The organism is Pseudomonas sp. 3MAES_34.3B (assembly GCF_058145875.1).
In genome coordinates this window covers 4,482,610-4,505,963 of sequence record NZ_CM176960.1, presented here as the reverse complement: position 1 = coordinate 4,505,963, position 23,354 = coordinate 4,482,610, and the positions used below count along the sequence as shown (strand labels likewise).

General features: G+C 61.5%; 25 protein-coding genes. 16 read left to right on the top strand and 9 right to left on the bottom strand.

Going from position 1 to position 23,354, the window contains the following annotated elements:
• Window positions 1-112: 112 nt before the first annotated feature.
• From AC3Z8Y_RS20100 to AC3Z8Y_RS20075, 6 genes are all read right to left on the bottom strand, one after another.
• Window positions 113-1,621: an RNA polymerase factor sigma-54 gene (locus tag AC3Z8Y_RS20100; RefSeq protein WP_490087290.1), complete on the bottom strand. Its 1,509-nt coding sequence runs from the start codon at window positions 1,619-1,621 to the stop codon at window positions 113-115.
• Between the two features lie 134 nt (window positions 1,622-1,755).
• Window positions 1,756-2,481 carry an LPS export ABC transporter ATP-binding protein gene (gene lptB, locus AC3Z8Y_RS20095; RefSeq protein WP_181115449.1) on the bottom strand — a complete coding sequence of 242 codons (726 nt, stop codon included), beginning with the start codon at window positions 2,479-2,481 and terminating at the stop codon, window positions 1,756-1,758.
• Complete coding sequence (gene lptA, locus AC3Z8Y_RS20090) at window positions 2,481-3,026, bottom strand: lipopolysaccharide transport periplasmic protein LptA (protein ID WP_181115447.1); 546 nt, start codon at window positions 3,024-3,026, stop codon at window positions 2,481-2,483. The genes lptB and lptA overlap by 1 nt, the downstream gene beginning before the upstream one ends.
• Entirely contained in the window at window positions 3,013-3,585 is a 573-nt protein-coding gene (gene lptC / locus AC3Z8Y_RS20085) for an LPS export ABC transporter periplasmic protein LptC (RefSeq protein ID WP_181115445.1), read from the bottom strand. The genes lptA and lptC overlap by 14 nt, the downstream gene beginning before the upstream one ends.
• 6 nt (window positions 3,586-3,591) lie before the next feature.
• Complete coding sequence (locus AC3Z8Y_RS20080; RefSeq protein WP_181119437.1) at window positions 3,592-4,116, bottom strand: KdsC family phosphatase; 525 nt, start codon at window positions 4,114-4,116, stop codon at window positions 3,592-3,594.
• The gene (locus AC3Z8Y_RS20075) at window positions 4,116-5,090 is read right to left on the bottom strand and encodes a KpsF/GutQ family sugar-phosphate isomerase (RefSeq protein ID WP_490087289.1); all 975 of its coding nucleotides are present in this window, start codon (window positions 5,088-5,090) and stop codon (window positions 4,116-4,118) included. Before AC3Z8Y_RS20075 ends, AC3Z8Y_RS20080 begins: the two co-directional genes overlap by 1 nt.
• A 218-nt stretch (window positions 5,091-5,308) precedes the next feature.
• Here AC3Z8Y_RS20075 and AC3Z8Y_RS20070 point away from each other — a divergent pair, with 218 nt between their 5' ends.
• From AC3Z8Y_RS20070 to hisC, 10 genes are all read left to right on the top strand, one after another.
• Window positions 5,309-6,118, top strand: a complete 810-nt coding sequence (locus tag AC3Z8Y_RS20070) for an ATP-binding cassette domain-containing protein (protein WP_490087288.1) — start codon at window positions 5,309-5,311, stop codon at window positions 6,116-6,118.
• Window positions 6,118-6,915, top strand: coding sequence for a lipid asymmetry maintenance ABC transporter permease subunit MlaE (gene mlaE / locus AC3Z8Y_RS20065; protein WP_490087287.1), 798 nt, complete (start codon window positions 6,118-6,120; stop codon window positions 6,913-6,915). The genes AC3Z8Y_RS20070 and mlaE overlap by 1 nt, the downstream gene beginning before the upstream one ends.
• The gene (mlaD, locus tag AC3Z8Y_RS20060) at window positions 6,915-7,382 is read left to right on the top strand and encodes an outer membrane lipid asymmetry maintenance protein MlaD (RefSeq protein WP_181115436.1); all 468 of its coding nucleotides are present in this window, start codon (window positions 6,915-6,917) and stop codon (window positions 7,380-7,382) included. Before mlaE ends, mlaD begins: the two co-directional genes overlap by 1 nt.
• A 9-nt stretch (window positions 7,383-7,391) precedes the next feature.
• Entirely contained in the window at window positions 7,392-8,048 is a 657-nt protein-coding gene (locus AC3Z8Y_RS20055) for an MlaC/ttg2D family ABC transporter substrate-binding protein (RefSeq protein WP_490087286.1), read from the top strand.
• Complete coding sequence (locus AC3Z8Y_RS20050) at window positions 8,045-8,347, top strand: STAS domain-containing protein (RefSeq protein WP_490087285.1); 303 nt, start codon at window positions 8,045-8,047, stop codon at window positions 8,345-8,347. The genes AC3Z8Y_RS20055 and AC3Z8Y_RS20050 overlap by 4 nt, the downstream gene beginning before the upstream one ends.
• Before the next feature lie 99 nt (window positions 8,348-8,446).
• Complete coding sequence (locus AC3Z8Y_RS20045; RefSeq protein WP_181115430.1) at window positions 8,447-8,686, top strand: BolA family protein; 240 nt, start codon at window positions 8,447-8,449, stop codon at window positions 8,684-8,686.
• A 21-nt stretch (window positions 8,687-8,707) separates the two neighbouring features.
• A complete protein-coding gene (murA, locus tag AC3Z8Y_RS20040) occupies window positions 8,708-9,973 on the top strand; it encodes a UDP-N-acetylglucosamine 1-carboxyvinyltransferase (protein WP_181115427.1) in 1,266 nt (421 codons plus the stop codon).
• Between the two features lie 57 nt (window positions 9,974-10,030).
• Window positions 10,031-10,666, top strand: coding sequence for an ATP phosphoribosyltransferase (gene hisG / locus AC3Z8Y_RS20035; protein WP_181115425.1), 636 nt, complete (start codon window positions 10,031-10,033; stop codon window positions 10,664-10,666).
• Window positions 10,667-10,790: 124 nt separating this feature from the next.
• The gene (gene hisD, locus AC3Z8Y_RS20030; protein ID WP_490087284.1) at window positions 10,791-12,104 is read left to right on the top strand and encodes a histidinol dehydrogenase; all 1,314 of its coding nucleotides are present in this window, start codon (window positions 10,791-10,793) and stop codon (window positions 12,102-12,104) included.
• A gap of 2 nt (window positions 12,105-12,106) precedes the next feature.
• Window positions 12,107-13,156, top strand: coding sequence for a histidinol-phosphate transaminase (hisC, locus tag AC3Z8Y_RS20025; protein WP_490087283.1), 1,050 nt, complete (start codon window positions 12,107-12,109; stop codon window positions 13,154-13,156).
• A gap of 59 nt (window positions 13,157-13,215) precedes the next feature.
• Here the strand turns inward: hisC and algW are convergent, their stop codons facing one another.
• Complete coding sequence (gene algW / locus AC3Z8Y_RS20020) at window positions 13,216-14,379, bottom strand: Do family serine endopeptidase AlgW (RefSeq protein ID WP_490087282.1); 1,164 nt, start codon at window positions 14,377-14,379, stop codon at window positions 13,216-13,218.
• A gap of 111 nt (window positions 14,380-14,490) precedes the next feature.
• Here algW and AC3Z8Y_RS20015 point away from each other — a divergent pair, with 111 nt between their 5' ends.
• The 3 genes from AC3Z8Y_RS20015 to cysN all read left to right on the top strand — a co-directional run bounded on the left by AC3Z8Y_RS20015 (window position 14,491) and on the right by cysN (window position 18,220).
• Complete coding sequence (locus AC3Z8Y_RS20015; protein ID WP_490087281.1) at window positions 14,491-15,249, top strand: Nif3-like dinuclear metal center hexameric protein; 759 nt, start codon at window positions 14,491-14,493, stop codon at window positions 15,247-15,249.
• 137 nt (window positions 15,250-15,386) lie between these two features.
• Window positions 15,387-16,304, top strand: coding sequence for a sulfate adenylyltransferase subunit CysD (gene cysD, locus AC3Z8Y_RS20010; RefSeq protein WP_181115415.1), 918 nt, complete (start codon window positions 15,387-15,389; stop codon window positions 16,302-16,304).
• Window positions 16,305-16,318: 14 nt separating this feature from the next.
• Entirely contained in the window at window positions 16,319-18,220 is a 1,902-nt protein-coding gene (cysN, locus tag AC3Z8Y_RS20005; RefSeq protein WP_490087280.1) for a sulfate adenylyltransferase subunit CysN, read from the top strand.
• Window positions 18,221-18,275: 55 nt separating this feature from the next.
• Here cysN and AC3Z8Y_RS20000 read toward each other — a convergent pair whose 3' ends face one another.
• Window positions 18,276-18,713 carry a Z-ring associated ZapG family protein gene (locus tag AC3Z8Y_RS20000; RefSeq protein ID WP_181115411.1) on the bottom strand — a complete coding sequence of 146 codons (438 nt, stop codon included), beginning with the start codon at window positions 18,711-18,713 and terminating at the stop codon, window positions 18,276-18,278.
• Window positions 18,714-18,887: 174 nt separating this feature from the next.
• Between AC3Z8Y_RS20000 and AC3Z8Y_RS19995 the strand changes: the two genes are divergently transcribed.
• The 3 genes from AC3Z8Y_RS19995 (at window position 18,888) to zapE (ending at window position 22,084) form a co-directional block, all read left to right on the top strand.
• Complete coding sequence (locus AC3Z8Y_RS19995) at window positions 18,888-19,523, top strand: alpha/beta hydrolase (RefSeq protein WP_490087279.1); 636 nt, start codon at window positions 18,888-18,890, stop codon at window positions 19,521-19,523.
• A 24-nt stretch (window positions 19,524-19,547) separates the two neighbouring features.
• Window positions 19,548-20,891: a tryptophan--tRNA ligase gene (locus tag AC3Z8Y_RS19990; RefSeq protein ID WP_490087278.1), complete on the top strand. Its 1,344-nt coding sequence runs from the start codon at window positions 19,548-19,550 to the stop codon at window positions 20,889-20,891.
• A 98-nt stretch (window positions 20,892-20,989) separates the two neighbouring features.
• Window positions 20,990-22,084 (top strand): cell division protein ZapE, encoded by a 1,095-nt coding sequence (zapE, locus tag AC3Z8Y_RS19985; RefSeq protein ID WP_490087277.1) that lies wholly within the window; start codon window positions 20,990-20,992, stop codon window positions 22,082-22,084.
• A gap of 10 nt (window positions 22,085-22,094) precedes the next feature.
• Here zapE and AC3Z8Y_RS19980 read toward each other — a convergent pair whose 3' ends face one another.
• Window positions 22,095-23,093: a GlxA family transcriptional regulator gene (locus AC3Z8Y_RS19980; protein ID WP_490087276.1), complete on the bottom strand. Its 999-nt coding sequence runs from the start codon at window positions 23,091-23,093 to the stop codon at window positions 22,095-22,097.
• Window positions 23,094-23,354: the final 261 nt, after the last annotated feature.

The window sequence follows — 23,354 nt, the reverse complement described above, 5'->3', positions numbered from 1 at the left end:
CCAGTGCATAAAGAGGCAGGCGAAACCTGCCACTGAAACGCTGGTGGCATCCCGAGGTGCGGCGCTGGCTTACGTGCCTTGTGCCAGCGACTACGCGCGCTTCGGAACCAGGCTACATCAACCGCTTGCGTTCGCTGGACGGCGCAATCCCGAGGGATTCGCGGTACTTGGCGACAGTGCGGCGTGCTACCTGAATGCCCTGTGCCTCCAGTAAACCAGCGATCTTGCTGTCACTCAACGGCTTTTTCTGATTTTCCGCCGCCACCAGTTTCTTGATGATCGCCCGGATGGCTGTGGACGAGCATTCACCGCCTTCCGAGGTGCTGACGTGGCTGGAGAAAAAGTATTTCAGCTCGTATATCCCGCGGGGGGTGTGCATGTACTTCTGCGTCGTTACCCGGGAAATCGTCGATTCGTGCATGCCCACGGCTTCGGCAATGTCATGCAGTACCAGCGGTTTCATCGCCTCGTCGCCGTAATCGAGGAAGCCTCGCTGGTGCTCCACGATCTGGGTAGCCACCTTCATGAGGGTCTCGTTGCGGCTTTGCAGGCTTTTGATGAACCAGCGCGCTTCCTGCAGCTGATTGCGCATGAAGGTATTGTCCGCGCTGCTGTCCGCCCGGCGCACAAAGCCGGCGTATTGGGGGTTTACCCGCAACCGCGGCACAGACTCCTGGTTGAGTTCCACCAGCCAGCGGTCGCTGTCCTTGCGCACGATAACGTCCGGCACCACGTACTCGGGCTCGCTGGACTCGATCTGCGAACCGGGGCGTGGGTTCAGGCTCTGGATGAGCTCGATCACCTGCCGAAGCTCATCTTCCTTGAGCTTCATCTTGCGCATCAGTTGGCTGTAGTCACGGCTGCCGAGCAGCTCGATGTAATCGGTGACCAGCCGCTGGGCCTCGGCCAACCAAGGGGTTTTCGCAGGCAGTTGGCGCAGTTGCAAGGCCAGGCATTCGCCCAGGTTGCGCGCGGCGATCCCGGCAGGCTCGAACTGTTGGATGCGGTGAAGCACGGCTTCGACTTCATCGAGCTCGATGTCCAGTTCGGGGTCGAACGACGCACAGATTTCCTCGAGGGTCTCTTCGAGGTAGCCCTGGTTGTTGATGCAGTCGATCAGGGTGACCGCGATCAGCCGGTCATTGTCGGACATCGGCGCCAGGTTCAGTTGCCACAGCAAGTGGCTCTGCAGGCTTTCTCCAACGGACGTGCGAGTGGTGAAATCCCAGTCGTCGTCATCCCCGCTGGGCAGGCTGCTGGCGCTGGTCTGGTAGATGTCCTCCCAGGCCGTGTCCACGGGAAGCTCATCGGGAATCCGCTCGCTCCAGTCCGCCTCTTCGCCGCCCTCGGGCGCGCTGGAGGTCTCCTGGAAGCTGGTTTCCTGGAAAGGTGTTTCCTGGGGTTCGGCCGGCCCGGAGTGTTCGGCTTTGTCGGCCAGCGGGTCGGCGCTATCGAAGTCGTCGCCGTCTTCCTGGCGTTCGAGCATGGGGTTGGACTCGAGCGCCTCCTGAATCTCCTGCTGGAGGTCCAGGGTAGAAAGCTGGAGAAGGCGGATGGCCTGTTGCAACTGCGGTGTCATCGTCAGTTGCTGGCCCATTTTAAGGACAAGCGATGGTTTCATGGCGTGAGCTTGACACCCTGTTTGCCGGCGCTAGGCGCCATCCACAACGGGCGCTCCAACGGAGCGCCTGAACTTAAGCAAATTATATGCCCGAAACTGCCACGTTTGCCTAGGGGTCTTTACACTTGGAGCCCTTAAAGCCGGAACTCGTGCCCCAGGTACACTTCCTTCACCAGGTCATTGGCAAGGATAGTCGCCGAATCGCCCTCTGCAATCAATTGGCCATCGTTCACAATATAGGCGATTTCACAGATATCCAGGGTTTCGCGTACGTTGTGGTCGGTAATGAGCACGCCGATGCCCTTGGCCTTGAGGTGGTGGATGATCTGTTTGATATCGCCCACGGAGATCGGGTCCACGCCGGCAAAGGGTTCATCGAGCAGGATGAACTTGGGCGCGGTGGCCAGGGCGCGGGCGATTTCCACGCGACGGCGCTCGCCACCGGACAGGCTCATGCCACGGTTGTCACGGATATGCGTGATATGGAATTCCTGAAGCAGGCTTTCCAGTGCCTTGCGCCTGCCGCTGGCGTCGAGGTCCTTGCGGGTTTCGAGGATCGCCATGATGTTGTCCGCCACTGACAGCTTGCGGAAGATCGAGGCCTCCTGCGGCAAGTAGCCAATACCGGCCTTGGCGCGCCCGTGCATGGGCTGGTGGCTTACGTCGAGGTCGTCGATCAGCACCCGGCCCTGATCGGCCTGCACCAGCCCTACGATCATGTAGAAGCAGGTGGTTTTGCCGGCCCCGTTCGGCCCGAGCAGGCCAACGATCTGCCCGCTCTCGATGGAGAGGCTGACGTCCCTCACCACTTGCCGGCTTTTGTAGCTCTTGGCCAGATGCTGGGCCTTCAACGTCGCCATTACTGCGCCTTCTGCGGCTGGTCGGTTTTCTTCTTGGGCTGGATCACCATGTCGATGCGCGGGCGCGGTGCGGTGATCTTGGTGCCCGTGGCACGGCCGGCATTTACCACCTGGCGAACCGTGTCGTACACGATTTTCTCGCCTTCGGAGGTGTTGCCGTCGTTGATGACCTTGGCCTTGTCGATCAGCACGATCCGGTCCTGGGACGCGAAGTACTGGATGGTCACGCCGTAGGCCTGCACGATAGGCTTGTCCACGGCAGGCTTCTGCTCGTAGTAGGCCAGGTTGCCGACGGCGGTGAACACATCCACATCACCATTGGCCGCACGCGTGACGGTCACCTTGTTGCCGGTGATCTTCATGGAGCCCTGGGTGATGACCACGCTGCCGGTATAGACCGCTACACCCTGCTTGTCGTCGAGTTGTGCGTCGTCGGACTGGATGTGGATCGGTTGGTCCCTGTCGGTCGGCAGCGCCAAGGCGTTCACGCTTCCCAGTGCCGCGCCCAGGCCAAGCAGGAAGGGGAGGGTTTTAACGAGCCTCATACTGTCCTCTTACAGTGGACAGCAAGTGGATCTTGCTGTCATTCAAATACGCTTTCATTCCCTTGGCAGTCGTAACGCCACCGGCGCCGTCGATTCTAACGTCTTGGTCGGTTTCCGCATATTGCTTCTGCGGGAAGACCGTGGCGCGCGAGGTGGTGATTACGGTTGTGCGGTTCTTCTGGTCTGTGCGGTTGAGCCGCACGGCGTCGATGAGTTCGACCTGGGTGCCGTCCGGGTTCACCTCGGCACGCTCGCTCACCACATGCCAGGGGAAGGTGGTGCCTCGGTAGACGTCCATGACCGGCTTGGTCACATGGGTGACTTCACTGGCCTTGAGGTGTTCGACCCTGTCGGCGGTCATTTCATACTGCATCTTGCCGTCGGGCAGGTACTGCACGGTGCGGGCGTTGATCGCATAGTAGTCGATGGTACTGGCGTCCACGCTCGCCCGGGGGTTGTCGAGGAACCGCTCGGGGCTGACGTTCCAGTAGCCGATGGCGATCAGCAGCGCCACCACCGGTACTGCAACGGCAAGCGCAAGCAACTTTCGGTTTTGCATGAGCACCTACAGGTATTTGTTCAGCGCGGCGTCCAGGTTCCCCTGGGCGCGCAAAATGAGTTCGCAATATTCGCGGGCAGCGCCTTCGCCGCCCCTGGCCTGGGTGACCCCATGGGCATGCCGGCGAACGAAATCGGCCGCGTTGGCCACCGCCATGCCCAGGCCTACCCGGCGCATCACCGGGAGGTCGGGAAGGTCGTCGCCAAGGTGGGCGACCTGTTCGTATGACAAGCCCAACTGTTCCAGCAAGCCGTCGAGCACCACGAGTTTGTCCTCGCGGCCCTGAAAGAGATGAGGAATCCCGAGGTTGCGGGCGCGGCGCTCGGTGGCCGCGCTGGTGCGGCCACTGATGATGGCTGTGGTAACGCCCGAGGCCATCAGCATTTTGATGCCCTGGCCGTCCAGCGTATTGAACGCCTTCATTTCGCTGCCGTCTTCAAGAAAGTAGAGGCGGCCATCCGTGAGCACGCCATCGACGTCGAAAACGGCGAGTTTGATCCGGCCAGCTCGCTCAAGCAGTGTGCGGTCCATTACACGACCCCCGCACGGAGGAAGTCATGCATGTTGACCGCGCCCACAGGGCGATCGGTGTGATCCACCACCACCAATGCACCGATCTTGTGGTCCTCCATGATTTTCAGCGCCTGGGCGGCGAGCATATCGGCGGTCACCGTCTTGCCATGGGCAGTCATGATCTGCTCGATTGGCGTGGCGTGTACATCCAGGTTGCGGTCCAGGGTTCGACGCAGGTCGCCGTCGGTGAATATACCGGCAAGCCGGCCGTCTTCTTCCAGCACCACCGTCATGCCAAGGCCTTTTCGGGTCATTTCCATCAGTGCTTCGCGCAGCGCAGTGCCACGCGTCACGGTAGGCAGTGCCGCACCGGTGTGCATCAGTTGTTCCACCTTGAGCAACAGGCGACGCCCGAGCGCGCCCCCCGGATGGGAGAACGCGAAATCCTCGGCCGTGAAGCCTCGCGCTTCGAGCAGGGCGACCGCCAGGGCATCTCCCAGCACCAGTGCTGCGGTGGTGGAGGAGGTGGGGGCCAGGTTCAGCGGGCAGGCTTCGTGTTCCACCCTGGCGTCCAGGTTCGCTTCAGCCGCTCGAGCCAGGGTGGATTCCGGATTGCCCGTGAGGCTGATCAGGCGAATGCCCAGCCGCTTGATCAACGGCAGCAACGTGAGGATTTCCGCCGTGTTGCCCGAATTGGACAGGGCCAGCACGATGTCGTCGGGTGTGATCATGCCCATGTCGCCATGGCTGGCCTCGGCCGGGTGAACGAAAAATGCCGGGGTGCCGGTGCTGGCCAGTGTGGCCGCGATCTTGCGTGCTATATGGCCGGACTTGCCCATTCCCATCACGACTACCCGGCCGGTGCTGCCCAGGATCATTTCGCAGGCGCTGACGAAGTCTGCATTTATATGCTCGAGCAGTCCTTCCACCGCCTTGATTTCAAGGCCAATGGTGCGTTGTGCCGACTGAATGAGATCGCGGGTCTGGTTCATGCGAGGCAGGTCGATCCGGAGAAAAGGCCGGGATTATATCCGGATTGCACACGTCGCGCACGAATCCCGCCACCCCTGTCGCAGCGGTTTGCGCCCCGCCGCGCGCTGTCACAAGCCGGGGTCGGTGATATAGTGCGCCGCTCGTCGATCCCGTCTGGCATGTGCCCTGGCCTCTGGCCCGCACGTCTGACTGGGGTGCCGCATCGCAAGGAGAACGAATGAGTGCCGAACAAGCCTACGCCGTGGAGCTGAAGGGGTTAACCTTCAAGCGAGGCGCGCGCAGCATTTTCCAGAACGTGGACATTCGCATCCCGCGCGGAAAAGTCACCGGTATCATGGGCCCGTCCGGCTCCGGCAAAACCACCCTCCTGCGGCTGATGGGGGCACAGTTGCGCCCCACAGCCGGCGAAGTGTGGGTCAATGGCCAGAACCTTCCACGGCTGTCGCGCAGCGATCTGTTCGATGCCCGCAAGCACATGGGGGTGCTGTTCCAGAGTGGCGCGCTGTTTACCGACCTGGACGTTTTCGAGAACGTAGCCTTTCCTTTGCGCGTGCATACCGACCTGCCCGAAGAAATGATCCGCGATATCGTGCTGATGAAACTCCAGGCCGTTGGCCTGCGGGGCGCCATCGAGTTGATGCCCGATGAGCTGTCCGGAGGCATGAAGCGCAGGGTCGCCCTGGCGCGGGCCATCGCGATGGACCCGCAGATCCTCATGTACGACGAGCCGTTCGTGGGGCAGGATCCTATCGCCATGGGGATGCTGGTTCGCCTTATTCGCCTGCTCAACGATGCGCTCGGGATTACCAGCATCGTGGTTTCCCATGACCTGGCGGAAACCGCCAGCATCGCCGATTACCTGTACGTGGTCGGAGATGCGCAGGTGCTGGGGCAGGGCACCCCGGCAGAGCTGATGGCCTCGGATAACCCGCGTATCCGCCAGTTCATGAAGGGCCAGCCGGATGGGCCGGTTCCTTTTCATTTTTCCGCGCCAGCCTTGGCCGACGATTTTCTGGGGAAGCGCTGATGCGCCACAGGTCATTATTGGAGCGGGTTCGCTTGTTGGGCCGAACCGTGATCGACGTGGTTGCCGGGCTAGGGCGCGCATCGCTGTTCCTGGGGCATGCGCTGTTCAGCCGTGGGGGGATCTCGGGCGGCTTTTCGCTGCTGGTCCGTCAGCTGTATTCGGTGGGTGTGCTGTCTCTGGCCATTATTGTCGTGTCGGGCATTTTCATTGGCGGCGTGCTGTCGCTTCAGGGGTTCAGCATCCTCGCCAAGTACGGCTCGGAACAGGCGGTCGGCCAGATGATCGCCTTGACCCTGCTGCGTGAGCTTGGCCCAGTGGTCACCGCGCTTCTGTTCGCCGGGCGGGCTGGCTCCGCGCTGGCGGCTGAAATCGGCAACATGAAGGCGACCGAGCAGCTTTCCAGCCTGGAAATGATCGGCGTCGATCCCCTCAAGTACATCGTTGCGCCACGCTTGTGGGCCGGCTTCATCTCGCTGCCTGTGCTCGCCGCGATGTTCAGCGTGGTTGGCATCTGGGGCGGTTCCTGGGTGGCGGTCAACTGGCTGGGCGTCTATGAGGGCTCGTTCTGGGCAAACATGCAGAACAGCGTCAGCTTCACCGAAGATGTTCTTAATGGCGTGATCAAAAGCGTAGTGTTCGCGTTCGTCGTCACCTGGATTGCCGTATACCAGGGTTACGACTGTGATCCCACTTCCGAAGGGATCAGCCGAGCTACCACGCGCACCGTCGTTTATGCCTCCCTTGCGGTACTGGGGCTCGATTTCATTCTGACCGCTTTGATGTTTGGAGATTTCTGATGCAAAACCGCACCCTGGAAGTCGGTGTCGGCCTGTTTTTGCTGGCCGGGATCCTCGCCCTGCTGCTGCTGGCCCTTCGTGTCAGCGGGTTGTCGCCGGGCGCGGCACATGACACCTACAAGCTGTATGCCTACTTTGACAATATTGCCGGTTTGACGGTCAGAGCGAAGGTGACCATGGCCGGAGTGACCATTGGCAAAGTGGCTGCAATCGACCTGGACCGCGACACCTTTACCGGCCGGGTAACCCTGCAGCTGGACAAGAGCGTGGATAACCTTCCAGTGGATTCCACCGCCTCGATCCTCACTGCGGGGCTGCTCGGCGAGAAATACATCGGCGTGAGCGTGGGCGGGGAGAGCGCTGTGCTGAAGGACGGTCAGACAATTCACGATACACAATCCTCGTTGGTACTCGAGGACCTGATCGGCAAATTCCTGCTCAATAACGTGAGCAAAGAGGCGAAATAAGGAGTTCCAATGATAGCCATTCTGCGTCGAGCCCTGGCCGCCATGCTGCTGGCCGTGCCATTGCTGGCCACTGCCGCGCCCGCTACACCTGCCCATGATCTGGTGCAGGGCACTACCCGCGAGCTGCTTGCGGACCTGAGCGCCAACCGGGAAACCTACCGCAGCAATCCCTCGGCCTTCTATGACGCACTCAACCGCATCGTAGGGCCGGTGGTGGATGCCGATGGCATATCCCGTAGCATCATGACCGTGAAGTACTCGCGCAATGCTACCCCTGAGCAGATGGCGCGATTCCAGGAAAACTTCCGCCGCAGCCTGTTCCAGTTCTATGGCAATGCATTGCTGGAGTACAACAACCAGGGCATTACGGTCGACCCGCCCAAGGATGAAAGCGGTGACCGTACGTCTGTTGGCATGCAGGTAAAAGGCACCAACGGCGCGGTCTACCCGGTGTCCTACACCCTCGAGAAGGTGAATGGCGAGTGGAAGGTTCGCAACGTTATCGTGAACGGGATCAATATCGGCAAGCTGTTCCGTGATCAGTTCGCCGATGCGATGCAGCGTAACGGCAATGACCTGGACAAGACCATCGACGGCTGGGCTGGTGAAGTGGCCAAGGCCAAGGATGCCGCTGGCGATCAGCCACTTCAGCAGGGTCAGCAATGACCCTGGCATCGGTCGAGCTGCTGCAAGGCGAGCTGCGCTTGTCTGGCGTTCTGGACTACCGCACCGGCGCCCGCTTGCGCCAGCAGGGGCAAGCCCTGGTCGGGCAAGTGGCGGGCAACGAGGTAATGGTGGATTGTTCCGCGGTCGAGAAGGCCAGCAGCGTCGGCGTTTCCCTGTTGCTGGCCTTGAGCCGGGATGCGCGTGCTTTGGGCAAGGGCTTCAAGGTGCGCGGCCTTCCCCACGAGTTATGCCAGATCGCCGACGTGTGCGGCATCGCAGGCTTGCTCGAACGCGCGTAGTCTGTAAAACGAAGCAAAGGGTCAGCCACCCTCGCAGCCAGCGGGCTTTTTTTGTATCATGGCCGACCCGCGCGCACAGGGCGCCGATCGAGGTTAAGCATGCAGGCCCTAGAAGTTAAAAGCTTCCTTGAAGCGAAGCTGCCCCAGGTCCAGGTGGAAGTAGAAGGCGAAGGCTGCAACTTCCAGTTGAACGTCGTCAGCGACGAGTTGGCCGCGCTGAGCCCGGTCAAGCGTCAGCAACAGATCTACACGCACCTGAACCCGTGGATCGCCGATGGCAGCATCCATGCCGTGACGATGAAATTTTTCACCCGCGCAGCCTGGGCTGAGCGCACCTGAGCCACAGGCTTCGAGAGTGTTATGGACAAACTGATTATTACCGGCGGCGCCCGCATCGATGGCGAAATCCGCATCTCCGGCGCGAAAAACGCTGCCTTGCCGATCCTTGCCGCAACCCTGCTGGCCGATGGCCCGGTTACCGTGGCGAACCTGCCGCACCTGCACGACATCACCACCATGATCGAGCTGTTCGGGCGCATGGGTATCGAACCGGTGATCAACGAAAAGCTCGCGGTGGAAATCGACCCCCGCACCATCAAAACCCTGGTCGCGCCTTACGAGCTGGTGAAAACCATGCGCGCCTCGATCCTGGTGCTGGGTCCCATGGTGGCCCGTTTCGGTGAGGCCGAAGTGGCTTTGCCCGGGGGTTGCGCCATTGGCTCCCGCCCTGTGGACCTTCACATCCGTGGCCTTGAAGCCATGGGCGCGACCATCGACGTGGAAGGCGGCTACATCAAGGCCAAGGCGCCGGAAGGCGGCCTGCGTGGTGCCAACTTCTTCTTCGATACCGTGAGCGTGACCGGTACCGAGAACATCATGATGGCCGCTGCCTTGGCCAAAGGCCGCACGGTGCTGCAGAACGCTGCCCGTGAGCCGGAAGTGGTCGACCTTGCGCACTTCCTCAATGCCATGGGCGCGAACGTCCAGGGCGCGGGTACCGACACCATCACCATCGATGGCGTCGAGCGGTTGCATTCTGCTACCTACAAGGTAATGCCGGACCGCATCGAGACCGGTACTTATCTGGTGGCGGCAGCCATTACAGGGGGCCGGGTCAAGCTCAAGGACACCGATCCCACCATCCTTGAGGCAGTGCTCGACAAACTGCGCGAGGCCGGGGCGGAAGTGACCACCGGCAAGGACTGGATCGAGCTGAACATGCACGGCAAGCGCGCGCGGGCAGTCAACCTGCGCACGGCGCCCTACCCGGCATTCCCGACCGATATGCAGGCGCAGTTCATTTCCCTCAACGTGGTGGCAGAAGGCACCGGCGCGGTCATCGAAACCGTATTCGAAAACCGCTTCATGCACGTCTACGAGCTACTGCGCATGGGCGCTCATATCCTGGTCGAAGGCAACACCGCGGTGGTTACCGGGGTCGACGGCCTCAAGGGTGCCCCGGTGATGGCCACCGACCTGCGCGCTTCGGCAAGCCTGGTGCTGGCTGCGCTGGTAGCCCAAGGCGACACGCTCATCGACCGCATCTACCACATCGACCGTGGCTACGAGTGCATCGAGGAAAAACTGCAAATGCTGGGTGCGAAGATCCGTCGCGTACCAGGCTAGGGCTAGACTCCGGGCCGGGTTCGCCCGGCCCATTGTGAATAGGGATTCGCTTCTCCCATGCTGACCATCGCGCTGTCCAAGGGCCGCATTCTCGACGATACCCTGCCGTTGCTTGCCGCGGCCGGTATCGTCCCGACCGAGGATCCGGACAAAAGCCGCAAACTCATCATCCCCACAACCCAGGACGACGTTCGCCTGCTGATTGTGCGTGCCACCGATGTGCCAACCTATGTGGAACATGGCGCCGCCGACCTCGGCGTGGCCGGCAAGGATGTGCTCATGGAATACGGTGGCCAGGGGCTGTACGAGCCGCTGGACCTGAAAATCGCCTGCTGCAAGCTGATGACTGCCGGTGCTATCGGTGCGCCTGCTCCCAAAGGCCGGCTGCGGGTGGCCACCAAGTTCGTCAACGTGGCCAAGCGTTACTACGCCGAACAGGGCCGCCAGGTCGACATCATCAAGCTGTACGGCTCCATGGAGCTGGCGCCGCTGGTGGGCCTGGCCGACAAGATCATCGACGTGGTCGACACTGGCAACACCCTGCGTGCCAATGGCCTGGAGCCCCAGGACCTGATCGCCACCATCAGTTCCCGCCTGGTGGTGAACAAGGCATCGATGAAGATGCAGCACGGGCGTATCCAGGCGTTGATCGACAGCCTGCGCCAGGCTGTGGAAGCACGACACCGCAGCTGACACCTTCAGCGCGCCGCTCTGGCGCGCTTCGCTATTCGCGCCATAGCCAAAATGCTTAATGGCGGCGCGGTAGCCCTGCTAGATTAATCGTCCCGTTTCATTGCCCACTGTTTGAGGCCCCCTCATGACCACACCGACCGCCATCCGCCGACTTGACGCTACAACTCCGGACTTCGGGCGGCATCTGGATCATCTGCTGAGCTGGGAAAGCGTGTCTGACGAGTCGGTGAACGGGCGGGTGCTCGAGATCATCAAGGCCGTGCGCGAACGTGGCGATGCCGCCGTGGTGGAGTTCACGCAGCGGTTCGATGGTGTGCAAGCGGCCGCCATGTCGGACCTTATCCTTCCACGGGCCCGGCTGGAGCAGGCCCTTGAGCGCATCACTGCGCCGCAGCGCCAAGCGCTCGAAACGGCGGCTGCCCGGGTGCGGAGCTACCACGAGAAGCAGAAACAGGACTCCTGGAGCTACACCGAGGCCGACGGCACCGTGCTGGGCCAACAGGTTACCCCGCTGGACCGTGCTGGCTTGTACGTGCCCGGCGGCAAGGCGAGCTATCCCTCTTCAGTATTGATGAACGCCATTCCAGCCAAAGTGGCCGGCGTACCTGAAGTGGTGATGGTAGTGCCCACCCCACGTGGTGAGGTGAACGAGCTGGTGTTGGCGGCGGCCTGCATCGCTGGCGTGGACCGGGTGTTCACCATCGGCGGCGCCCAGGCGGTTGCCGCCCTGGCGTATGGTACCGAAAGCGTGCCGCGGGTGGACAAGATCGTCGGCCCGGGCAACATCTATGTGGCGACCGCCAAGCGCCATGTGTTCGGGCAGGTGGGCATCGACATGATCGCTGGCCCGTCGGAAATCCTCGTGGTGTGCGATGGCGGTACCGACCCGGACTGGATCGCCATGGACCTGTTCTCCCAGGCCGAACACGACGAAGACGCCCAGGCTATTCTGGTAAGCCCCGACCAGGGCTTCCTGGATCAGGTTGCCGCGAGCATCGACAAGCTGCTGCCCACCATGGAGCGGGCCGAAATCATCCGCACATCGCTTACCAACCGTGGTGCCCTGATCAAGGTGGCGGACATGGCCCAGGCCATCGAGGTGGCCAACCGTATCGCGCCGGAACACCTGGAGCTTTCGGTTGAGGAACCGCGCCAGTGGTTGCCGCAGATCCGCCACGCGGGTGCCATCTTCATGGGCCGTCACACCAGCGAAGCGCTTGGCGACTATTGCGCGGGCCCCAACCACGTATTACCTACTTCCGGCACAGCGCGCTTCTCCTCGCCGCTGGGTGTGTACGACTTCCAGAAGCGCTCTTCCATCATTTTCTGTTCGGAGCAGGGCGCGTCCGAGCTCGGCCGTACCGCCTCGGTACTGGCGCGTGGCGAATCATTGAGCGCGCATGCCCGTAGCGCGGAATACCGGATCAAGGAAGCCTGACCATGAGCAAGTTCTGGAGCCCTTTCGTCAAGCAGCTGGTGCCTTACGTGCCGGGCGAACAGCCGAAACTGACCAACCTGGTGAAGCTGAACACCAACGAGAACCCCTATGGCCCATCACCCCTCGCGCTAGAAGCCATGCGGGCGGAGATCGGCGATACCTTGCGCCTGTACCCGGACCCGAACGGGGACCGGTTGAAGCAGGCGGTGGCCACTTTCTATGGCGTGCAGCCAGCGCAGGTGTTCGTAGGTAACGGCTCGGACGAAGTGCTGGCGCACATCTTCCATGGGCTTTTCCAGCAAGAGCGGCCGCTGCTGTTTCCGGACATCAGCTACAGCTTCTATCCGGTGTACTGCGGCCTGTACGGCATCGAGTTCGAGCAGGTGCCCCTCAATGAAGCGTTCCAGATCGAGCCTGCCGATTACGCCAGGCCCAACGGTGGCATCATTTTCCCCAACCCCAACGCGCCTACAGGCTGCCTGCTGGCACTGGATGCCATCGAAGAAATCCTCCAGGGCAGCCCGGATTCAGTGGTGGTAGTGGACGAGGCGTACATCGACTTTGGCGGCGAAACAGCCATTTCGCTGGTTGACCGCTACCCGAACCTGCTGGTGACCCAAACCCTGTCCAAGTCCCGCTCTCTTGCGGGCTTGCGGGTAGGCTTGGCGGTGGGCCATCCGGATTTGATCGAAGCGCTGGAGCGGGTGAAGAACAGCTTCAACTCCTACCCGATCGACCGGGTCGCGTTGGCAGGCGCCGCCGTGGCATTTGAAGACCGCGCATGGTTTGATCACACCCGCAATGAAGTGATCGCGAGCAGAGAGGCGCTTGCCGCCGAGCTGCAGCAGCGTGGTTTCGACGTGCTACCGTCCGGCGCTAACTTTATCTTTGCCCGTCATTCGCAGCGGGACGCCGCGGAGATTGCTGCCCAATTGCGCGAGCGCAGCGTGATCGTGCGGCATTTCAAGCAGCCGCGAATCGCTCAGTTCCTGCGCATTACCATCGGCACGCCTGAGCAGAACCAGGCCCTGCTGGATGCCTTGCACAACTAACCCTGTCGCAGGCTTCGCCGGGTGGCCGGCCCCTGGCTTGCGCGAGGGGCCGGGTCGGCTCAACTGCCTTCCTTGGGAGCCGCCGCAGGGGCGGGCGGTGGGCGTAGGCCTACCTCAGCGGTGAGCTTCAAGGTTTTGCCATTGCGCATCACGTCAATGCCGATCCGGTCGCCGGGTTTGGTGCGGGCCACCTGATTCATGGATTTGCGCCCATCCGCCGCGGGCTCGTTGTCGATGCTCAGGATCACGTCACCCAGCTGCAGGCCTGCCTTCTGGGCAGGGCCGTCGCGGAAGATACCCGCCACTACAATGCCCGGCCGGTCTTTCAGGCCGAAGGATTCAGCCAGGTCTTCGGTCAGCGGCTGCACTTCGATCCCCAGCCAGCCGCGAATCACCTGCCCATGCTCGATGATGGATTTCATCACCTCCAGCGCGAGCTTGGTGGGAATGGCAAAGCCAATGCCTTGGCTGCCGCCGGATTTGGAGAAGATCGCCGTGTTGATGCCGGTAAGGTTGCCATTGGCATCCACCAGCGCGCCGCCGGAGTTACCCGGGTTGATCGCGGCGTCGGTCTGGATGAAGTCCTCATAGGTGTTGAGCCCCAGCTGATTGCGGCCCGTGGCGCTGATGATGCCCATGGTCACCGTTTGCCCGACGCCAAAGGGGTTGCCAATGGCCAATGCCACGTCGCCGATGCGCAGGCTGTCCGAGCTGCCGATGGTGATGGCTGGAAGGTTCTTGAGGTCGATCTTCAGCACCGCCAGGTCTGTTTCCGGGTCGCTGCCGATCACGCGGGCGAGGGTTTCCCGGCCATCCTTGAGGGCTACCACGATCTGGTCCGCGCCGGATGTGACATGGTTGTTGGTGAGCAGGTAGCCCTCCGGGCTCATGATCACCGCCGAACCGAGGCTTGATTCCCAGCGGCGCTGGCGAGGAAGGTTGTCGCCGAAGAAACGGCGAAATTGCGGATCCTCGAACATCGCCTGGGACGATTTGTTCACCGCCTTGGTGGTGTAGAGGTTGACCACCGCCGGCGCCGCCAGGGTCACGGCGTTCGCATAGGAAACAGGCCCTTGCATCACGATCGCGGATTGCGGCGCTTGTTGCAGGTTGACGTCCTGGCTAGGCAGCCCCACCCATTCGGGAAAGCGCAGGATGATCAGCAGCGCGACAAGAATGCCGGTCAGTAATGGCCAGCTGAAATAACGCAAGGCAATCGACATCAGGGGTTCCTAAAAAGGTAACAGCGTTTCCACACGGCCGGGGGGCGGCTCATAATGGCGGCCATTATACGAGCGCCGCGCCGCCCGCAAACTGCCTTTATGGAGACTTTTATGGCCGTATCGTTAAGCACCCTTGTGGAGGAGGCCGACCGCTACCTTGGTAGCGCGAAAATCTCCGACTATTGCCCCAACGGTTTGCAGGTTGAAGGGCGCCCACAGGTGCGCAAGATCGTCAGCGGCGTGACCGCCAGCCAGGCATTGCTCGATGCCGCCGTGGGTGCCGGGGCTGACCTGGTGCTGGTGCACCATGGGTACTTCTGGAAGGGCGAAAACCCGTGTATCACGGGCATGAAGCATCGGCGCCTCAAAACATTGCTCAGGCACGACATGAGCCTGTTGGCTTATCACCTGCCCCTCGATGTTCATCCCGAGGTCGGCAACAACGTGCAGCTTGCCCTGCGCCTGGGCCTGACGGTCGAGGGCCCGCTTGACCCCGCCGATCCCAAAGTGGTCGGCCTGGTTGGCTCGCTGGACGTGCCGCAAACGGGGCTGGAGTTCTCCCGGCGCGTAGCGCAGGTGCTCGGGCGCGAGCCCCTGGTGGTGTGCAGCGGCCAGACCGTGCGGCGGGTAGGGTGGTGTACTGGCGGGGGGCAGGGCTATATCGACACTGCGATCGAAGCGGGGGTAGACCTGTACCTCACCGGAGAAGCTTCCGAACAGACCTTCCACAGCGCCTGCGAAAACGGTGTCTCGTTCATTGCGGCTGGGCATCATGCCACTGAGCGGTACGGGGTGCAGGCGCTGGGCGAGTATCTGGCCCAGCGCTTTGCCATCGAGCATGTCTTCATCGACTGCCCGAACCCGGTTTGACGCTAAAACCGTGCGGCATATGCTCATACCTTTTGGATCTAAGCTGCGGTCCTAATATGCCCGGGCCCTGTGATAGAGTGGCCGGCTCGAACACGGCCCGCTGGCCGTCCCATCTGCAACGCAATCCGTGAGTAGCCATGGTCGATAAACTGACGCACTTGAAACAGCTCGAGGCGGAAAGCATCCACATCATCCGTGAAGTGGCAGCCGAGTTCGACAACCCGGTAATGCTGTATTCCATCGGTAAAGACTCCGCCGTCATGCTGCACCTGGCGCGCAAGGCGTTTTTCCCGGGCAAGCTGCCGTTCCCCGTGATGCACGTGGATACCCAGTGGAAGTTTCAGGAGATGTACAAGTTCCGCGACCGCATGGTCAAGGAAATGGGCCTGGACCTGCTGGTGCACGTGAACCCGGAAGGGGTAGCACAGGGTATCAACCCCTTCACCCACGGGAGCTCCAAACACACCGATATCATGAAAACCCAGGGCCTGAAGCAGGCGCTGGACAAGTACGGATTCGACGCGGCCTTTGGCGGCGCCCGGCGCGATGAAGAAAAGTCCCGAGCCAAGGAGCGTGTGTATTCCTTCCGCGACAGCAAGCACCGCTGGGACCCGAAGAACCAGCGCCCCGAGCTGTGGAACCTCTACAACGGCAAGGTGAACAAAGGCGAGTCCATTCGCGTGTTCCCGCTGTCGAACTGGACCGAGCTGGACATCTGGCAGTACATCTACCTGGAACAGATCCCGATCGTGCCGCTGTACTTTGCGGCCGAACGTGAAGTGATCGAAAAGAATGGCACGCTGATCATGATCGACGACGATCGTATCCTCGAGCACCTTTCCGATGAAGAAAAGGCCAGGATCGTCAAGAAGAAGGTCCGCTTCCGCACCCTGGGCTGCTACCCCCTCACCGGCGCGGTGGAGTCCGATGCGCAAAGCCTGACCGATATCATCCAGGAAATGCTCCTGACGCGCACATCCGAGCGCCAGGGCCGCGTAATCGACCACGATGGCGCCGGCTCCATGGAAGACAAGAAACGTCAGGGCTACTTCTAAATCAGGGTCTAAACATGTCGCATCAATCCGAATTGATCAGCGAGGACATCCTTGCTTATCTGGCCCAGCACGAACGCAAGGAACTGCTGCGCTTCCTGACCTGCGGGAACGTGGACGACGGCAAGAGCACCCTGATCGGGCGCTTGCTGCACGATTCCAAGATGATCTACGAAGACCATCTTGAAGCCATCACGCGTGACTCGAAGAAGGTCGGTACCACTGGCGATGAAGTGGACCTGGCGCTGCTCGTAGACGGCTTGCAGGCCGAGCGCGAGCAAGGCATCACCATCGACGTGGCCTACCGCTACTTCTCTACCGCCAAGCGCAAGTTCATCATTGCCGACACCCCCGGCCATGAACAGTACACCCGGAACATGGCCACAGGCGCCTCTACCTGCGACCTGGCCATCATCCTCGTGGATGCGCGTTATGGCGTGCAGACCCAAACCCGCCGCCACAGCTATATCGCCTCCCTGCTGGGCATCAAGCACATCGTGGTGGCCATCAACAAGATGGACCTCAAAGGCTTCGATGAAGGCGTGTTCGAAAGCATCAAGGCCGATTACCTGCAGTTTGCCGAGGCGATCAAGCTGGCGCCGTCGAGCCTGCATTTCGTGCCGATGTCTGCCCTGAAGGGCGATAACGTGGTCAACCGCAGCGAACGCTCGCCGTGGTACACCGGCCCTGCGCTGATGGAAATTCTCGAAACCGTGGAAGTGGCGGCCGACCGTAACCTCACCGACCTGCGCTTCCCGGTGCAGTACGTGAACCGGCCGAACCTGAACTTCCGTGGGTTCGCCGGCACGCTGGCAAGCGGTGTGGTGCACAAGGGCGACGAAGTAGTAGTGCTGCCGTCCGGCAAGAGCAGCCGCGTGAAATCCATCGTGACCTTCGAAGGCGAGCTGGAGCAGGCGGGGCCGGGGCAGGCCATTACCCTGACCATGGAAGACGAAATCGACATCTCCCGTGGCGATTTGCTGGTGCATGCCGACAATGTGCCCCCGGTTACCGACCAGTTCGACGCCATGCTGGTATGGATGTCCGAAGAGCCGATGCTCCCGGGCAAGAAATACGACATCAAGCGCGCGACCAGCTATTTGCCAGGCTCCATCGCCAGCATCACGCACCGGGTAGACGTGAATACCCTTGAAGAGGGGGCCGCGAGCTCCCTGGCGCTGAACGAAATCGGCAAGGTAAAGGTTGCGCTGGATTCGTCCATTGCCCTGGACGGCTACGACAGCAACCGTACTACAGGCGCCTTCATCGTAATCGACCGCCTCACTAACGGCACCGTGGGCGCCGGTATGATCATTGCGCCGCCGGTGGTACCTCATGGCACGGCAGGCGCCCACGGTGCGCTGGCGCATGTGAGCGTGGAAGAGCGCGCCCTTCGCTTCGGCCAGAAGCCCGCCACCGTGCTGTTCACCGGCCTTTCCGGAGCGGGCAAGAGCACCTTGGCCTATGCCGTAGAGCGCAAGCTGTTCGACTCCGGCCGTGCGGTGTTCGTACTGGATGGGCAAAACCTGCGCCATGACCTGAACAAGGGCCTGCCGCAGGATCGTTCGGGGCGCACCGAGAACTGGCGCAGGGCGGCTCACGTTGCTCGTCAGTTCAACGAGGCCGGCCTGCTTACCCTGGCGGCATTCGTGGCGCCTGATGGTGAAGGCCGCGCCCAGGCACGGGACCTGATCGGCAGCGATCGCCTCATCACCGTGTACGTTCAGGCTTCACCGCAAGTCTGTGCCGAGCGTGACCCGCAGGGCCTCTATGCCGCCGGGCAGGACAACATTCCTGGCGAGTCCTTCCCCTACGACATTCCTTTGGATGCCGACCTTGTGGTCGATACCCAGGCGGTGTCAGTGGAAGAGGGCGTGAAGCAGGTGATCGAGCTGCTGCGAGCGCGCGGAGCGATCTGAGCCCGTTAAAGCAATTGCCGCAACAAAAAAGGGCCTCATCCGAGGCCCTTTTTCATTACTTGCGTTTCAACCCGTACTGCTCATCGAGCATGCCCGGCGTGCCAGGCCCTTTGGGCGCGTAGTCCTTCGGAACTTCCTGATCACGGGGCGGGGTGAGCCGGTCACGTGGAGGCTGGTTGGCGTCCGAATGCAAGGCGGCCAGCAGGCGCTGGCGGGTCAGCTCATCCAGGGCAAGGTGGTTCGCACCCTCGGCCAGATGATCCTGAACTTCCTGATAGCTCTGAGTGAGCTTTTTGACCAGAATGGCGGTGCTGTTGAAATGCGTCACTACCTCGTGCTGGTAGTTGTCGAATTTCTTCTGCAGGTCATCCAGCTGGCGCTGAGTGCCGCCTGGTACGGCGTTGGGGGCATGGCGAGCAATGAGGAAGCCCACGATGACACCCACAACCAGAGCCAGGGTGGGGAGCAACCAAACCAAGAGCGAGTGTTCCACGAGTCCTTCCTCTATAAACGGCTTTGCATTACGTTAACGGCTCGCACCCGCGCTGTATACCGCAACGGGCCTTGAAAAGCGCAGCGCTGCGCCGGGCCTTGCCTCAAGGCCTGTACAGGCACAAACCGATAGCTAGACGAGTCGACCCTCGTGAGGGTCACGGAGTTCATACCCTTGCTGATCCGCGAAAACCCCCTGATGCTCGACGGCCCGGTTGGCCAGCTCGAAGCACTCTACCTCGAAGTTCCCGAGCCACGCGGGCTGGCGCTGCTCTGCCATCCGAACCCGGAGCAGGGCGGCACCATGCTCAACAAGGTCATGTCTACCTTGCAACGTACCGCGCGGGACGCCGGTTACATCACGTTGCGATTCAACTACCGAGGCACGGGCAGCAGCGCCGGCGCCCATGACATGGGCCTGGGCGAGGTCGACGATGCACACGCCGCCGCCAATTGGCTGCGCATTCGTCATCCGGGCCTGCCGCTCACACTGCTGGGCTTTTCCTTTGGCGGCTTCGTGGCGGCCACGCTCGCTGGCCGCCTGGAGCGCCAGGGTGCGCAGTTGCGGCATCTGTTCATGTGCGCGCCCGCGGTGATGCGCTTGCGAGCCGAAGAACCCCTCCCGCAACGCTGCCCCATTACAGTTGTTCAGCCGGAAAACGACGAAGTCGTCGACCCCTCGTTGGTCTATCAGTGGTCCGATGCCCTGGAACGGCCCCATGAACTGTTGAAAGTGGCAGAATGCGGCCACTTCTTTCATGGCAAACTCACAGACCTCAAAGACCTGGTTTCGCCGCGCCTTGCCCCTTGAATGTAGCCTGATAAGCGATCGCCCATGACCACCCGTATTCTCACTGGTATCACCACCACCGGCACGCCCCACCTGGGCAACTACGCCGGCGCCATTCGCCCGGCTATCGAGGCCAGCCGTCAGAGCGGTATGGATTCGTACTACTTTCTGGCCGACTACCACGCCCTGATCAAATGCGATGACCCGCTGCGCATCCAGCGTTCTCGCCTGGAAATTGCAGCCACCTGGCTGGCCGGTGGCCTGGATGTGGAGCGCGCTACCTTTTATCGGCAGTCCGATATTCCAGAGATCCCGGAGCTGACCTGGCTGCTCACGTGTGTGGCCGCCAAGGGTTTGCTCAACCGCGCCCATGCCTACAAAGCTTCAGTGGACAAGAACCTGGAGACAGGGGAAGACCCGGACGCCGGGGTGACCATGGGCTTGTACAGCTATCCGGTGCTGATGGCCGCGGACATCCTCATGTTCAATGCCCACAAGGTGCCGGTAGGCCGCGACCAGATCCAGCACGTCGAGATGGCGCGCGATATCGGCCAGCGCTTCAACCACCTGTTCGGCAAAGGCAAGGAACTGTTTGTGCTGCCTGAGGCAGTCATCGAGGAAAGCGTAGCTACGCTGCCTGGCCTGGACGGCCGCAAGATGTCCAAGAGCTATGACAACACCATTCCGCTGTTTAGCAGCCCCAAGCAGCTCAAGGACGCCATCGCCCGGATCGTGACCGACTCCCGCGCCCCCGGTGAGCCGAAAGACCCAGACAACAGCCACCTGTTCACGCTTTACAGTGCGTTCGCGACCCCGGCGCAAACCGAGGAATTCCGCGGCCACCTGCTGGGCGGGCTGGGCTGGGGTGATGCCAAGCAGCGGCTTTTCACCCTGCTCGACAACGAGTTGGGCGAAGCGCGCGAGCGTTACCATCATTTCATCGAACGGCCCGCAGACCTCGAAGACATCCTGCAGGCTGGTGCGGCAAAGGCTCGCAAAACTGCCACTCCATTCCTCGAACAGCTGCGCGAAGCCGTTGGCCTGCGCTCTTTCCGCGCGCAGGTTGCCGGTACCGGCGAAACTCGCAAGAAAGCCGAGAAGGCCGCCCGTTTCGTGAGTTTCCGCGAACAGGACGGCACCTTCCGCTTCCGCCTGCTCAGTGCCGATGGCGAGCAATTGCTGCTGTCCCGGCCATTCGCCGACGGCAAGCAGGCGGGTGCGGCGAGCAAGCGATTGCAGGAAGGAAATCCCGACCTGCGTGCTGAAGGCAGCGGCTTCGGCCTGTGGCTGGACGGCGCCTGCGTGGCAGATAGCCCTGAGTTCGCCGATGAAGCCACTCGCGACCTTGCCATTGATGCCGTACGTCAGGCGCTTCGACCGCAAGCCTGAGTGCCCTGGTGGCCGCGGCGATTGGTCGCGGCCTTGATTGCCATACCGCAGGGCCGCCGTTAAAGTGGCGGCCCGGTTTTAAAGCCTCGCAGACGACTATGACGCCTCTTGAACGATACCAAGCTGACCTGAAACGTCCTGATTTTTTCCACGATGCGGCGCAGGAAACAGCGGTTCGCCATCTGCAGCGCCTGTATGACGACCTGATCGCTGCCAGCCAGTCCAAGCCGGGGCTGCTAGGCAAGCTGTTCGGCAAAAAAGAAGCAGCACCGGTCAAAGGCTTGTATTTCTGGGGCGGCGTAGGCCGGGGGAAAACCTACCTGGTCGATACCTTCTTCGAAGCGCTGCCGTTCAAGGAAAAAACCCGCACCCACTTCCACCGGTTCATGAAGCGTGTGCACGAGGAAATGAAAAACCTCAAGGGCGAGAAAAACCCACTCACCCTCATCGCCAAGCGTTTCGCTGACGAGTCGCGCGTCATCTGTTTCGACGAATTCTTCGTGTCCGATATCACGGACGCCATGATCCTCGGCACCCTGATGGAAGAGCTGTTCAAGCACGGCGTCACGCTGGTCGCTACCTCGAACATCGTGCCGGATGGCCTGTACAAGGACGGTTTGCAGCGCGCCCGCTTCCTGCCTGCAATTGCCCTGATCAAGCAGAACACCGAAGTGGTCAACGTCGACAGCGGCGTCGATTACCGCTTGCGGCACCTCGAGCAGGCCGAGCTGTTCCACTTCCCGCTGGACGAAGCCGCCGAGAAGAGCCTGCGCGACAGCTTCCGGGCGCTTACCCCTGAATGCACGCAAGCGGTCGAGAACGATGTACTGATCATCGAGAACCGTGAAATCCGTGCCGTGCGTACCTGTGACGATGTGGCCTGGTTTGACTTCCGCGCGCTGTGCGACGGCCCCCGCAGCCAGAACGACTACATCGAGCTGGGCAAGATATTCCATGCGGTGATCCTGAGCGGCGTGGAGCAGATGGGCGTTGCCACTGACGACATCGCCCGACGCTTCATCAACATGGTCGACGAATTCTACGACCGGAACGTGAAGCTGATCATTTCGGCGGAAGTGGAGCTCAAGGACCTCTATTCAGGTGGCCGCCTGAACTTCGAATTCCAGCGCACTCTCAGCCGCTTGCTGGAAATGCAGTCGCACGAGTTCCTCTCCCGGGCGCACAAGCCCTGATACAGCACTGTCAGGCGGTTTGCGCCACATAGCGCTGCCGGTACTGGTTCGGCGACGCACCGGTGTGTTGCCGAAATAGCCGCGCGAAGAAGCTGGCGTCGTCATAGCCCACTTCGTAGCTGATGGTCTTGACGCTCTTCGCGCTGCTGGAGAGCAGCCCCTTGGCTGTCTCGATGCGCAAGCGTTGCAAGTAGTGCAGCGGTTTATCGCCCGTAGCGGCCTGGAACCTGCGCATGAAGTTTCGAATGCTCATGCCGTGGTCCCGGGCCAGGTCTTCGAAGCGAAATTTCTTCGCAAAATGTGCCTCCAGCCAGTGCTGCACCTGCAGCACTTGCGGGTCCTGGTGCAGCTTCTGGCCTCCGAAGCCGATGCGGCCTGGCGCATAGGTGCGGCGCACTTCATGGAGAATGTCCCGGGCCACGCCTTGGGCCACCGATGTGCCACAGAACCGTTCGATCAGGTAGATGTACAAGTCAGAGGCGGAGGTCAGGCCTGCGGCGCAGTAGAGGTTGTCAGCGTCGGTCAGGTGCTTGTCGCGGGTCAGCTTCACCTGCGGGTACCGTTCGGCGAACCGATCGAAGAACCGCCAGTAGGTGGTCGCTTCCTTGCCATTCAACAGCCCTGCCTCGGCCATCCAGAATACCCCGTTCGCCTCGCCGCAGATCACCGCGCCCCGGGCATGCTGTTCGCGCAACCAAGGGACTACCTGCGGCGCGCGGGCGAACATCGGGTCGATCCCGTCCGAAAACGCAGGCAGAACGATTACATCGGCGTCTGCCAGCCCGCCATCAACGCTGATGGAGGTGCCACTGAAGGTCATCACCTGCTCTCCGCCGGGGCTTACCAGGCACGTCTCGTAGGCCGGCGTAAGGCCAAGCCCTGACTCGCGACCGTATCGAAGGCTGGCAAGATGAAAGAAGTCCTTGGCCTGGGTGAGCGTGGAGGCAAATACCTGGTCGGTGGCGAGGATAGCGACACGGCGCAGCGGAAGAGGGGGCAGTACGGGCATGGATTATTGTTCTTGTAAGGGGAAACGGTCATTTGTTGGCACTATCGTCTTGGTTTTGCCCCCAGCTGTCCAGCTGCCCCTTGCGTTAACGCGGACACTGAAAAAGTCGCTTGATGTTTTCGCTGTAATCCGGATAATTCGCCTGCTCTGCACGCGGAGGAAGTGATGCCCCTCCACGAACAGGCCCTTTGCCGAACCCTGACGCGATGACCCGAGCCCCCAAAAGCGTCTGGATGCGGCTGCCTTTGACCTTGTCAAAGC